The organism is Saccharopolyspora rhizosphaerae, from assembly GCF_003931915.1.
Classification (GTDB): domain Bacteria; phylum Actinomycetota; class Actinomycetes; order Mycobacteriales; family Pseudonocardiaceae; genus Saccharopolyspora; species Saccharopolyspora rhizosphaerae.
Window position 1 is genome coordinate 19,986 of sequence record NZ_RSAA01000007.1, and the last position, 12,621, is coordinate 32,606.

Sequence of the window (12,621 nt, forward strand, 5' to 3'; positions counted from 1 at the left end):
AATCCTTCCGATTCAGTGCAGTGCGGTTCTTCAGCGTTCGGGGGCGCAGGACGCGCAGAGCCCCCAGTAGATGACCTCGGCTTCGTCTATCACGAAACCGTGGGTGTCGGACGCCGTCAGGCACGGCGCGGCACCCACTGAGCAGTCGACGTCGTGGATCTCGCCGCACGAGCGGCACACGACGTGGTGGTGGTTGTCCCCGACCCGCGCCTCGTAGCGGGCCACGGAGCCCATCGGCTGGATGCGGCGGACCAGTCCAGCGACGGTGAGCGCGCGCAAGACGTCGTAGACGGCTTGGTGGGACACCTTGGGCAGGTCCTGGCGAACCAGACCGATGATCGAATCGGTGTCGGCGTGCGCGTTCTCGTGCACTGCGGACAGCACCGCCACACGAGGTCGCGTCACGCGCAGCGCAGCCTCGCGCAACATGCGCTCGTAGTCCGCAGTGGTCTTCACGCCCCGCAGCCTGCCGCATTTTCTTGAACTAATCAAGTCAACGCGGCCGCGAGTCACCTCCACGGGTGAGCCGCAGGTGGCTCCTGTGACGGGTGCAGGCATGGGCGAGCGCCGGGTTCAGCACCCGAACCCGCTGGCCACGGGGCCGTGCCTCTCGATCAAGACCGCGAGTCCCGGGACGTCTCGCGGATCACGAAGACGATCTTCGAGAGGAGGACATGGCCGGACTCACCACTGCAGGCGCGCCGCGAGCGTGCGGCCGACCACGCCACGTGACGGCCCCGCACGAACCCGTGCCGAGCCCCCACAGCACGTCGAGCGATCCCGACCTTGCCGCACCCGCGAAGCACGACACCACGGGAGGCCCCGTTCGCTCAGAGCGATCGAGTTCGAACTTCGCGCGACATCGGCCCGGAGCCCGAACCGCCCCTCGACACCACCGGGCATCACACGAGCCCCCCCTGAGGCCCTCCCGCGCGGCTCCCGGACCCCTCCCACGACAGCTCCGGTTTCCTGTCGCGGTTCGAAGTCTTGCGGCCTTCACACGAGACTTCCCGCCTTCACGACGAAACTCCCTCGGCTTGGGACGAGGCCCCAGATTCCTCACGCGGCTCTCCCGGCCTTCACACGAGGCTCCCCACTTCGCGCCGAAACCTCCTCGGCTTTCACGTGAAGCTCCCGGCTTGGCGAGGTTGCCCGGGCTACGCGCTTGACCACCACCCTGGCGGCCTGGCGTGACGTGCGGGAGCAGCGCGCCCCTTCGAACTTCGCGGGTCGACCCGGAAGTTCCGCCCTCGAATTTCTCGCGAAGTTCGACACCGACGGCTGGGCCTCGAAGTTCTCCGAAGTTCGACACCGGAAGCTGGTCCTCGAACTTCGCGCGAAGTGTGAAGTTCGAGGCGGGGCCTCCCGGGTCGCAGTGGCACGAGCGGGCCTGATCGCTCAGCCGGAGGAGCAGCGCCCCCGAGTCTCGGACGGGGTGGTCGAGATCCGGGGGCGCCGCAGCTCACATCACCTCCGGCGCAGTTCCACGGGGAGGCCGTCGACCGGGACCGGGAGGGAGACGTAGTCCCACTTGACCTCGTAGTCCTGCGGGACCGTCCAGGTGTAGCCCCGGAGCATCTCGTGCAGCAGGAGCTTCACCTCGAGCGTCCCGAAGTGCAGGCCGATGCACTTGTGCGCGCCGCCACCGAACGGCACCCACGCGAACCGGTGGGACTTGTCCTCCCGGCGCGATTCGGAGAAGCGCTCGGGGTCGAAGTCGAACGGGTTCGTCCAGTGGTCGGCGGAGTAGTGGTTGAGGACCGGCGACACGCCGACCATCGTCCCGGCGGGCAGGTGGTGGCCGAGGACGTCGGTGTCGCGGACGGTCGTGCGCACCATCGACGGCACCGGCGCGACCAGCCGCAACGACTCCTTGATCACCAGGTCCAGCGTCTCCAGCCGTTCCAGCGCCTCGATGTCGGGGATGTCGTCGCCCAGCGCGAGGGATTCCGCCCGGGCCCGCTCCTGCCACTCGGGGTGCTTGGCCAGGAAGTAGGCCACCGCCGTGCTGGTGATGGTGGACGTGTCGTGGGCGGCCATCATCAGGAAGATCATGTGGTTGATGACGTCGTCATCGCTGAACTGCTCGCCGTCGTCGCTGCGCGCGTGGCACAGCGCCGAGAACAGGTCGTCGCCGTCGGACCGGCGCGCGCGGCCGATGTTGTCGGCGAAGTAGCGCTCCAGCAGCTTGCGCCCGTTCACCCCCGCCGCCCAGCGGCCGCCGGGAACGGGGTAGCGCACGATGGCGGTCGCCGCGCGCACCGAGTCGACGAAGGCGCGGTTGATGCGGTCGGCGTCCTCACCGCTGCGCTGGTCCATGAACACGCGGGTGGCCACGTCGAGCGTGAGCTGCTTGAGCAGCCAGTACAGCCGCGGCCGGTGCTGCCCGCCCCAGGAGCCGACGCCTTCGCGCAGGGTGGGACCCATCTGCTCGACGTAGCCGGTGAGGCGTTTCCGGGTGAAGGCCTGCTGCATGATGCGCCGGTGCGACATGTGCTCGTCGAAGTCCAGCAGCATCAAGCCGCGGTGGAAGAACGTGTCGATGAGCGCCCGCCAACCGCCTTGCGAGAAGGCCTTGTCCTTGTTGACCAGGGCGATGGAGGTCGCTTCGGGCCCGCCGAGGGTGACCATGCGCTGGCCGAGGGAGTAGGCCCAGGAGATCGGTCCGTAGAGCTGGTAGCGACGCAGCGCGAAGGAGGGGCCGTAGCGCATGAAGTCCAGCGAGTGGCCGATGACCGGCGGGCCGGCGTCGCCGAGGATGGGCTTGAGCCCGCTTCCGGGCGGTGGGGGCGCGAGTTCGGTGACCGGCCAGCGCTTTTCGAGGATCCGCTGGTCCACGGCACGCGGTAGCGGCAGCGACGTGATCGGCGGGACTCTCCGTCTGATCGCTTCGTTGACCTTCTCCAGCTGGAAGACCACTGCTGCTCCTCCCCCTTCGGAAGAACGGCTGGGTTCCTGCCGAGCGCCAGCCGTCGAACCACTCTCCCGAGGGCGGTCTGATCAGGAAGGAGGCTCAGCACGCGAAGAGGAGGACCAGCTGGAGAACTCAGCGGAACGGGCTAGGACACGGCTCGTCGTGGGCAACGTCGTGGCACCGATACTCGCACCACGACACCCTGCGGTCAATGTCACACCAGAACTGACACACAACCGGGGTCACACGGACCTTGTCACGGTCGGTGACCACGGAATCCCTGGTCACCCGGTTGGCCGCACGGCTCAGACGGTGTCCATCTTGGACACGCGCCACTCCTCGCCCACCTGCTCCAAGGTCACCCGCACCCTGGCGCCCTCGATGAGCGGGGTGGTCTGGCGGCTGCTGGTGGTGAGCTGGTTGATGAACGCCAGCACCACCACCTGCTGGTCGTCGCCGCGGACGACGCCGAGCGCGGACAGCGTGGTGCGGGTGCTGATCCGGTCGCGGACGGCGGCGGGACGGATCATGGTCCGCTGCAGTTCGAGGTAATCGCGGGCGAACCCGCCGGTCACCGAGCGTTCCGCGGCGGCGAGGTCGCGGTCGAGGGTGTCGTGGGCGTAGCTGAGGATGGCGGAGATCCGCTCGCCGGCCGCCCGGGTGGCTTCCGCGCGGGCCGCCTCGACCCGCGCGGCCGAGTCCTGCCGCGCGTGCAGCACCGCGACGGCCGCGGTGACCGCCAGCAGCACCAGCACGGCCAGTACCGGAAGAGTCCTGCGGCGCTTCGGTTCCGGGGTCGGCTCGGTCGTCTCGACGGTGTCGGTCGTGGTCATGGCACGAACTCCAGGTTGGCGACGAGCCAGGTCTCGGCCGTCTTCTCGAGGGTGATGCGCAGCCGGTACTGGCGCTGCTGGCCTTCCGGCGCGGCCGCGTTGCCGACGGTGGCCCGCACGGCGGCCAGCGCGACCGCGGTGCGGCCGTCGGAGTGCGACAGGGCCGCCTCCACGACCTCGCCCCGCGAGGTGACCTGCGAGCCGGTGACGATGTCGCGGAAAGCGGTGGTCTGCTGGGCGAACTGGTCCGCGAAGGCACCGGTCGCCAGCGCGGCCAGCCGCTGGGTGTCCTGCTCGACGGTCTGAGCGCTGATGTTGGTGAGCCCGAGCGCCGCCTGCCGGGCCACGGCGACCGCGCGCCGGTCGGACTCGTCCTTCGCCGCCGCCGCGGCGGCCGCGTTGTGGAAGTGGGTGCCCGCCACGACGAGCACTACCAGCAGCAGCACCGCCACCACGAGTCCGGTGGTGCGCCTCACTTCAGCAGCAGATCGCGCCACGTCCGCTCCTCCCCTCTCGGTTGTTGCCGCACGTCGCCCAGCAGGACCAGGTGTCCGTCGGGCAGCAGGGCGCCCCCGGTGCTCGGGTCGTAGGGCGCCACGACTTCCTCCGGGCGCGCTCCGCAGGAGGCCGCGGTCGGGCCGCGCCGGGTCGGGTCGTTGGCGCACGGGTAGTTCCGCGCTCCCCGCACCGAGCGCGGGTCGTCCGGGGCGACCTTGCAGTACTGGTCCCGGGGCGTCTCCGCGGGCGTTCCGTCGTCGAAGGAGCGCTGCTGCGACATCGGCGTGTACCCGGTGTAGCAGGGCGGTGTGCTGTTGACCGAGACGCGGATGCCCAGGTGGGCGCTGGCCGGTGCGGCTCCCGGCTGCTGGACGACGCGTTGCAGCGCCGCGGTGACCGCGGGGTAGAGCACCAGGGTTTGCGACACGCCCGGCAGTTGGGTGCGTACCACCTGGCCCGTGGCCTCCAGGTCGGCCAGCAGCTGCGGGAGCGCGGGGGTCAACCGGTCCTGCAGGCCGATCAGCTCGTCAGCGGCAGGCGGGGTGTGGGCGAACACGCCGCGCAGGTCGGCGTCGCTGCGGCGCAACTGCTCGGTGAACACGGCGAGATCCCGCAGGCTGGAACGGGTTTCGGGCGCGACCTGCTGCTGGGTGCGCAGGAACGGGCCGAGTTCGCGGATGAGGTCGACGGTGGGTTCGAGGTTGAGCCCGGCCTGGTGCAGCACGGTCCTGGTGTTCTCCAGCAGGGCCGTGACCTGCGGCTCCTTCCCGCCCAGCCCGGTGGTGAGCTCGTCGAGGACGACGGTGAGCTCGTCCTGCGGTACCGAGGCGGCGAGGTCGTTGAGGCTGGTGATGAGCACGTCGGTGCGCGGCAGCGTTGTCGTGGCGGTGATCTGGTCGCCCGGTTGCAACCACGGTGGCCCGTTCGCGGTGGGCGTGAGGTTGACCGACTGCTCGCCGATCGCGGACTTGCTGCGGATCGCGGCGTGCAGCCGGGCCGGGACGCGCACGTCGTCGTCGATGCCGAGCGTGGCGACCGCGGTGCCGTCGCCGAGGTCGACCGACCGCACCTTGCCGATCTCCACGTCCCGGTAGCCGACCATCGCGCCCGGGTGCAACCCGGTGGCGTCGGGGAACACGGCGGTGACCTCGTACTGCCCGAAGCCGAGCAGCTGGCGCAGGTCGAGGTAGTTCACCAGCACCGTGCCGACGCCGAACACGGTGAGCACGGCGAACACCGCGAGCTGCAGCCGGATCCGTCTCGTCAGCATCAGCGGCCTCCCGGGAAGACGCCGGGCAGCAGGTCGTCGGGCAGCGGCAGCACCGGGTCCGGTGGCGGGTTCGCCGGTGGTGGCGAGGACGGCGGTTCCTCGATCGGCGAACCGATGCCCAGCGGTCCGCGGATCGGGTCGGTGGCCTGCAGGGCCGTGCGGGCGGCGTCGAAGACGGTTTCGACGGGAGTTCCTGCCAGCAGCCCGGATTCGAGGCTGGGCACCGAGAGGTCCAGTGTCACGGCTAGGTTCAGGTAGTCGCCGCGGATGATCTTCTTGTAGGTGCTCAGCGGGAACAGCAGGGTTCCCAGCGTGTCGAGCGACTTCGGCACGCTGTCGCCGGCGGCGACGAGCTGGTGCAGGCTCGGGCGGAGGTCCTGCACGGTGGCCAGCAGGTCGTCGCGGGACCGGTTGAGCACGTCGGTCCCCACCGCGCCGAGCCGGCTGGACGCGTCCAGCGCCGAGCGCAGCGCGTCGCGCTGCTCGTTGAGCACCTGGATGCCCGGCCCCAGCTCGTCGAAGGCCTGGCCGAGCCGCTGGGAGCGGGAGCGCAGCCGAGCGGCGAGGCCGTCGACCGCTTCGAGGGACCGCAGGATCTGCCCCTTCTGCTCGTCAGCGGAGCGGGCGAGGGCGTCGAGCTGGTGGACGAGGTCCCGGGCTTGCTGCTCGTGGCCGCCCAGGGCCCGGTCGAGCTCGTCGGTGATGACCCGGACCTGGCGCAGTCCCCCGCCGTTGAGCCACAGCGACAGCGCGGCCAGCAGTTCCTCGGTGCCCGGGTAGCGGTTGGTGCGTTCGACCGGGACGACGTCTCCGTCGCGCAACAGTCCGACCGCGTCGGGCGGGGCCGCGAGCTCGACGTACTGGGCGCCCAGCAGGCTCTTCTGCCCGATGTTGGCCACGGTGTTGGCGGGCAGCACGACCCCGGGGTCGAGCCCGATCTCCACCTGCGCCTGCCAGCCGTGCAGCCCGATGCTGCGGACGGTGCCCACGGTGACGTCGTCGACCTTGACCTCCGAGCGCGGCACCAGGTTGGCGACGTCGGCGAAGCGCACCACGACGCGGCGCGCGTCGGACCCGCTGCCTGGACCGCCCGGCAGCGGCACGACCTGGGCGCTGTCCACCGAGCACCCGGCCAGCAGGCAGCTGACGAGCAGGAGTGCGAGTGCGCGCATCACGGCCCTCCCGGCGGTGGCTGCTGGTGCGGGTTGCCGGTGCGATGCAGCGGGTCGAGGCCGATCGGCGGGTGCGGCGTGTCGAGGGGCTTGAGCAGCGGGTCCAGAGCGGCCCGGCAGTCGTCGATGGTGCCGCCCGCGGAGAAGACCATCTGGCAGGTGAGGCTGGAAACGCTCGCGGTGTAAGGCATCTGGACGCGTGTGCTGGCGGAGCCGGTGGCCGGTTCGTAGACGTTGTAGAGGTTGGCCAGCGCGTGCGGCGCGATGTGCAGCACCTCGGCGAGGTCGGCGCGGCTGGCGGCCAGCGTGGCGCCGACGTCGCGCAGCTCGCCGACGGTGTCGCCGAGCTGCCGGCCGTGGGTGCGGGTGAAGTCGGTGAGGGTGACCAGTGCCCGGTCGGAGGCGGCCAGCGCCTGCCCGAGGGCGGCCCGGTTGTCCTCGGCGAGCGCGCTGATCGACGCGAGCTGGGTGGAGAAGGCCCGCAGCCGGTCCTGGCTCGCGTTGAGGCTCGTGGTGAACTCCTCGAGGTTCCGCAGGCTGGTGAACAGGTCCTCGCTGCCCGCCGCGACCGTGGTGGAGGTGCCCGCGAGCTGGTCGAGGGTGCGGCGGAACTCGGCTCCGTTGCCGCCGAGGTTGGCCGCGCCCGCTTCGATCGCCCGGGACACGGCGCCGGAGCGGTTGGCACCGCCCGGGCCGAGCGCCTGGGCGAGCTCGGTGAGCTCGGCGTTGGTCTGGTCCCACTCGGCGGGCACCACCGTGCGCGACTGCGGGATCTCGGCGTCGTCGGGCAGCACCGGTCCGCCCCGGTAGACCGGGGCGAGTTGCAGGTACCGGCCGCTGACCAGGCTGGGCGCCACGAGCGCGACGGAGGTGTCGGCCGGGACCTTGCGGTCGGCGTCGTAGCTGAAGCGGATCCGCACGCCGCTGCCCTCGGGGACGATCTCGTCGACCTCGCCGACCCGCACGCCCAGCACCCGCACCTCGTCGTCGACGTGGATGCCGCTCGCGCTCGGGAAGTGCGCGGTGGCGTGCTTGGTCCGCTCGGTGGTCAGCAGGAGCACCGCGGCGGACAGGAGCAGCACGCCGAGCAGGACGGCCAGCACTCGCCGGGTCATCGGGTCCCCCTCCCGAGCAGGTCTTGCAGACCGGGAACGGCGTTGGTGGGCGGGATGTTGGCGAAGTAGGCGTCCAGCGCGGGCATCGTGGACAGCACCTCCCCGAGGGTGCGCAGCATCGGCACCGCCTCGTGCACCGCGGAGGCGATGTTGTCCCGGTTCTCGCGCAGGATCGCCAGCACCGAGCGGAGTTCGGTGAGCGCGGGCTGCAGCTGCGCGTCGTTCTCGCGCGCGAGCGCGTCGAGCTGGTCCGCGGTCGTGGTGAGGTCGGCGAGCAACCGTTCGACGGCGGCCTGGCGCTGGTTGAGCGAGGCGAGCAGCACCGCCCCGCGGTCGAAGATCTCCCGCAGGTCCGCGTCGTGCTGGGCCAGCAACTGCGTCGTGGTCCGGGTGCGTTCCAGCAGGGAGCGCAGTTCGGCGTCGCGGGCGTTGACGCTCTCGGCCAGCCGCCGCAAGCCGGTCAGCGCCGCGGGCACGCTCTGCGCGGTCCCCCCGAGGGTGTCGGCGACCGCGTGGAAGGCGCCCGCCAGCCGTTCGGTGTCCAGCCGGGAGGTCTGGTCGGTGAGGCTCTGCAGGGCTTGGGTGACGTCGTAGGGCGCGATGGTGCGCGACAGCGGGATCTGCGCGTCGTCGGGCAGGTCGCCGGGCCCGGCGGGGGCGAGGCTCAGCGCCTTCTCGCCGAGCGCGCTCTGGGCCTTGATGGCCGCGGTGCTCGCCTCCCCCACCAGCAGGTCCGGTTCGTCGACGCTGAAGGAGATGAGCACGTCGGTATCGCGCAGCTCGACCTGCTCGACGCGGCCGACGGTCATCCCGGACACCACCACGGGGTCGCCCTCGGTCAGCCCGCCGGCTTCGGCGAACACCGCGTGGAGGCCGCGTCCGGCCAGCAGCGGCGAGAGGGCGTCGCCGCTGAGCGAGAGCAGCACGGCGAGCGTCAGCAGCACCGAGCCGACCACGCCGAGCCGGGAGTCGGTCATCTCAGCCTCCCGCTTCCTCGGCGCACCGCCGCACGTCGCTGTCGATCCACGGGGTGTGCAGGTAGCCACCGGTCGGAGCGCTGGTGCGGATGCGCACGCTGCACAGGTAGGCGTTGAAGAAGTTGCCGTGCACGCCGATCCGGCTGATGCGGCGGTAGGCCTCGGGCAGTTCGGCGAGGGCGGTGCGCAGGTGTTCGTCGTTGGCGTTGAGGGTGCCGGACAGCGCCTGCAGGTCACCGATCTCGGCGCGGAGGTCGGGCCGCAGCCGGGGCAGCAGGTCGGCGGTGGCGGCGGTCAGGCCGTGCAGGTGGTCGACGGCGCCGGTGACCGACTGCCGGTCGGCGGCCAGGCCGTCGACCAGCTGCCGGGTCTGCGCGATGACCTCGGAGAGCTGCTGGTCGTGCTGGTCGAAGGTGGCCAGCGCGGCGTTGAGGTTGCCGATCACGTCGCCGATCAGCCGGTCGCGGTCGGCGAGGGTGTTGGTGACCGACGCCAGCGAGGTCAGGAACGAGTTGAGCGCCCCGGCTTCGCCCTGCAGGACCTGGACCAGCGAACCGGACAGCTGGTTGACCTGTTCCGGCGACATGGCTTGGAACAGCGGCTGGAACCCGCCGACGAGCACGTCGAGGTCCAGCGCGGGCCGGGTGCGGTGCACCGGGATGGCCTCGTCGTCCAGCGGTGCGCCGCCCTCGCCTTCGGCGAGTTCGAGGTAGCGGTTGCCGACGAGGTCCCGGTACTTCACCGCGACGCGCGTGCCGCGGGTCAGCGGCGGAGCGCCGGAGACCGACGCGGTGACCAGCACCGTCGCGTCCGGACGCATCCGCAGCTCCTCGACCCGGCCGACCCGCACCCCGGCCACCCGCACGGGGTCGCCGGGCTCCAGGTAGGACACGTCGGAGAACACCGCTCGCACCCGGGTTTCCGGCCCGGCGCTGCGGGTTTCGGCCAGCAGGACCCCGATGTAGCCGGCGGCTGCGACGGCGATCGCGAAGAACACCGCCAGTTTGACGACCTCGCTCCTCACCGGCCACCTCCGAACGGGGAGAGCGGGCCGAACAGGTAGATCGCCAGCATGTCGGGATTGAGCGTGACGGTCTCGTCGGTGCCGCGGTAGGGGTTGGCGCCCGTGTCGTAGTTGACGTAGGGCGGGATGCCCTGCACGTGCGGGAGCCCGTGGCACTGCGGGCCGGTGTCCACACCGGTCTTGGGCAGGTCCTGCGGGTGTTCGTAGGCGGGCATGCCGGGCAGCAGGCTCACGGTGACGTGGGTGTTCGGGTGCGTGCCACCGAACTCGGGACCGCCGGTGACCTGGCGGATGATCTCACCGTTGCGTTCCACGCCCTGGAAGAAGCACGGCACCACCGGCGAGTAGCGGCTCAGCAGCCCGGTGGTGGGTTCGAGCGCGTCGACGGTGCGCACCAGCTGGTCGCCGTGGCGTTCCAGGGTCCCCGCGGTGCTGTTGCCGAGTCCGGTCAGCGACAGCAGGAATCCCGCGAACGCCCGGTCCTGCTCGGCCAGCGTGGTGCTGGTGCCGCCGAGGTTGGCCGCGGTGGTGCTGAGGTCGTCGACGACGTCGCGGTAGTCCTCAGCGGTGGCGGCGATCTCGGGCAGCCTCGCTTCGAGCTCGGGCAGGTGCGGGTTGAACGCGCGCAGGTAGGCGTCGGTGTCGGCGATCAGCGCACCGATGCGCTCACCGTTGCCCTGCAGCGCGCCGGACACCGAGGTCAGGGCCGCGTTGAGCTTGCTCGGCGGCACGCCGCTCAGGGTGCGCATGACGTTGTCGAAGGTGTGGTCCAGCTCGACGTTGACCCGCGTCCGGTCGACGACCGCACCGGCGGTGATGTGTTCGCCGGTGTCCCGTCCGGCGCGCAGCTCGACGTGCTTGGCGCCGAACACCGTCGAGGGCACGAGGTTCGCCGAGACCTCGGCGGGGATCCGCTCGGCCTGCTCGGGGTCGAGCTCGACGGTCACCCGGGCACCGCTGCCGTCGGTGGTGACCTCGCTGACCGAACCCACCTCGACGCCGCGCAGCTTCACCGGCGACCCCGGCTCCATGAGCAGCCCGGACCGGTCGGCGAGGACGGTGATCGGCACGACCCGGTCGAACGCCCGGTGGTACTGCGCGACCGCCAGCACCGCCAGCAGCCCCAGGAACGCGAGGAACCCGGCCCCGGCCAGCACGTGTCTCCCGTTCACCGGCATCACCCCGAGATGTGCACCGACGACGCGGAACCGTAGATCGCCAGGTCTAGCAGCAGGTCGACCAGCATCACGCCGATCAGCGAGCCGCGCACCGCCTTGCCCACCGCGCGGCCCACGCCCGCCGGGCCTCCGGCGGCGGCGAAGCCGTGGTAGCAGTGCACCGACATCACCACCACGGACATGGCCAGCGCCTTGACGAACGACCACAGCAGGTCCGAAGGAACCAGGAACGCGCTGAAGTAGTGGTCGTAGGTCCCGCCCGACTGTCCATAGGCGACGGTCACCACCAACCGCGTCGCGGCGAACGAGCCGAGCACCGCCAGCGAGTACAGCGGGATGATCGCCACGAACCCGGCGATGATGCGCGTGGTCACCAGGTACGGCACCGAGCGGATCGCCATCACCTCCAGCGCGTCGATCTCCTCGCTGATGCGCATGGCACCGAGCTGCGCGGTGAACCCGGCTCCGACCGTGGCGGTCAGCGCGACCCCGGCGATGACCGGGGCGGCCTCGCGGGTGTTGGCGTAGGAGGAGACGAACCCGGCCAGCGCCTCGACACCGATGTTGGCCAGCGAGGAGTAGCCCTGCAGCCCGACTTCGACGCCGATGGCCGCGGTCATGAACACCACGATCACCACCGTGCCGCCGATCACGGCCAGGCCACCGGTGCCGAGGCTGACCTCGGCGATCAGCCGCAGCACCTCGCGCTTGTAGCGGGCGAGCGCGGTCGGCACCGAGGCGTAGACCCGGCCGTGGAAGACGACCTGGCGGCCGGTCTCCTCGAGCTTGCGCAGCGGCACGCGGATCGCGCGCTCCCGCTTGGACTCGCCGATCGCCACCGCTACCCCCTCGTCTGCAGGAACACGGCCGTGATCAGCGAGTTCGCGGCGAACAGCAGGATGAAGCTGAACACCACGGTCTGGTTCACCGCATCGCCAACACCTTTCGGCCCGCCCTTGGCGTTGAGCCCGAGGTGGCAGGCGACCAATCCGGACAGCAGGCCGAACACGGCGGCCTTCACCTCGCTGACGAGGAGGTCGTCGACACCGGTGAGCAGGGTCAGGTTCGACAGGAACAGGCCCGCGCTGGCCTTCTGCACGAGCACCGAGAACAGGAAGCTGCCGGCCAAGCCGACGAAGGTGACCAGCCCGTTGAGCGCGAGGGCGACGATCGTGGAGGCCAGCACCCGGGGAACCACCAGGCGCTGCACGGGGTTGAGCCCCATCACGCTCAGCGCCTCGATCTCGTCGCGGATCTTCCGCGCCCCCAGGTCGGCGCAGATCGCGGTCGCCCCGGCCCCGGCCACGACCAGGACGCTGACCATCGGCCCGATCTCGCGCACCACCGCCAGCCCCGCTCCGGCACCGGCGAGGTCGGTGGCGCCCAGCTCGGTGAGCAGCTGGTTGAGCTGGAAGACGACGATGACGCAGAACGGGACCGCGACCAGCAGCGTCGGGACGACCGACACGCTCACGACCATCCAGGACTGCTGGAGGAGTTCGCGGAGCTGGAACGGCCTCCGGACTCCCTGCCGGAAGACCTCGGCGGTCAGCCGGTAGAAGGAGCCGACAGGCGCGCTGATCTTCGCCGTTCCGGAATCCGCCATCGATTGACCTCCCCCGGGCAGGCAGCATCTACTG

At 71.0% G+C, this 12,621-nt stretch carries 12 protein-coding genes; all 12 read right to left on the reverse strand.

Going from position 1 to position 12,621, the window contains the following annotated elements:
* Positions 1 to 30: 30 nt before the first annotated feature.
* Positions 31 to 429, reverse strand: a complete 399-nt coding sequence (locus EIL87_RS06750; RefSeq protein ID WP_325049428.1) for a Fur family transcriptional regulator — start codon at positions 427 to 429, stop codon at positions 31 to 33.
* A gap of 1,038 nt (positions 430 to 1,467) precedes the next feature.
* Positions 1,468 to 2,919, reverse strand: a complete 1,452-nt coding sequence (locus EIL87_RS06755) for a cytochrome P450 (RefSeq protein WP_125089318.1) — start codon at positions 2,917 to 2,919, stop codon at positions 1,468 to 1,470.
* Positions 2,920 to 3,219: 300 nt separating this feature from the next.
* Entirely contained in the window at positions 3,220 to 3,747 is a 528-nt protein-coding gene (locus EIL87_RS06760; RefSeq protein WP_125089319.1) for a hypothetical protein, read from the reverse strand.
* Positions 3,744 to 4,223: a hypothetical protein gene (locus EIL87_RS06765; RefSeq protein WP_125089320.1), complete on the reverse strand. Its 480-nt coding sequence runs from the start codon at positions 4,221 to 4,223 to the stop codon at positions 3,744 to 3,746. Before EIL87_RS06765 ends, EIL87_RS06760 begins: the two co-directional genes overlap by 4 nt.
* Positions 4,220 to 5,515, reverse strand: a complete 1,296-nt coding sequence (locus tag EIL87_RS06770; protein ID WP_125089321.1) for an MCE family protein — start codon at positions 5,513 to 5,515, stop codon at positions 4,220 to 4,222. Before EIL87_RS06770 ends, EIL87_RS06765 begins: the two co-directional genes overlap by 4 nt.
* The gene (locus EIL87_RS06775; protein ID WP_125089322.1) at positions 5,515 to 6,687 is read right to left on the reverse strand and encodes an MCE family protein; all 1,173 of its coding nucleotides are present in this window, start codon (positions 6,685 to 6,687) and stop codon (positions 5,515 to 5,517) included. The genes EIL87_RS06770 and EIL87_RS06775 overlap by 1 nt, the downstream gene beginning before the upstream one ends.
* Complete coding sequence (locus tag EIL87_RS06780) at positions 6,687 to 7,802, reverse strand: MCE family protein (RefSeq protein WP_125089323.1); 1,116 nt, start codon at positions 7,800 to 7,802, stop codon at positions 6,687 to 6,689. Before EIL87_RS06780 ends, EIL87_RS06775 begins: the two co-directional genes overlap by 1 nt.
* A complete protein-coding gene (locus EIL87_RS06785) occupies positions 7,799 to 8,779 on the reverse strand; it encodes an MCE family protein (protein ID WP_125089324.1) in 981 nt (326 codons plus the stop codon). Before EIL87_RS06785 ends, EIL87_RS06780 begins: the two co-directional genes overlap by 4 nt.
* 1 nt (position 8,780) lies before the next feature.
* The gene (locus EIL87_RS06790; RefSeq protein ID WP_158628602.1) at positions 8,781 to 9,803 is read right to left on the reverse strand and encodes an MCE family protein; all 1,023 of its coding nucleotides are present in this window, start codon (positions 9,801 to 9,803) and stop codon (positions 8,781 to 8,783) included.
* Entirely contained in the window at positions 9,800 to 10,975 is a 1,176-nt protein-coding gene (locus EIL87_RS06795; protein ID WP_158628603.1) for an MCE family protein, read from the reverse strand. The genes EIL87_RS06790 and EIL87_RS06795 overlap by 4 nt, the downstream gene beginning before the upstream one ends.
* A 5-nt stretch (positions 10,976 to 10,980) precedes the next feature.
* Positions 10,981 to 11,820, reverse strand: a complete 840-nt coding sequence (locus EIL87_RS06800; protein WP_125089327.1) for an MlaE family ABC transporter permease — start codon at positions 11,818 to 11,820, stop codon at positions 10,981 to 10,983.
* Between the two features lie 2 nt (positions 11,821 to 11,822).
* Positions 11,823 to 12,587 carry an MlaE family ABC transporter permease gene (locus EIL87_RS06805; protein WP_125089328.1) on the reverse strand — a complete coding sequence of 255 codons (765 nt, stop codon included), beginning with the start codon at positions 12,585 to 12,587 and terminating at the stop codon, positions 11,823 to 11,825.
* Positions 12,588 to 12,621 lie beyond the last annotated feature (34 nt).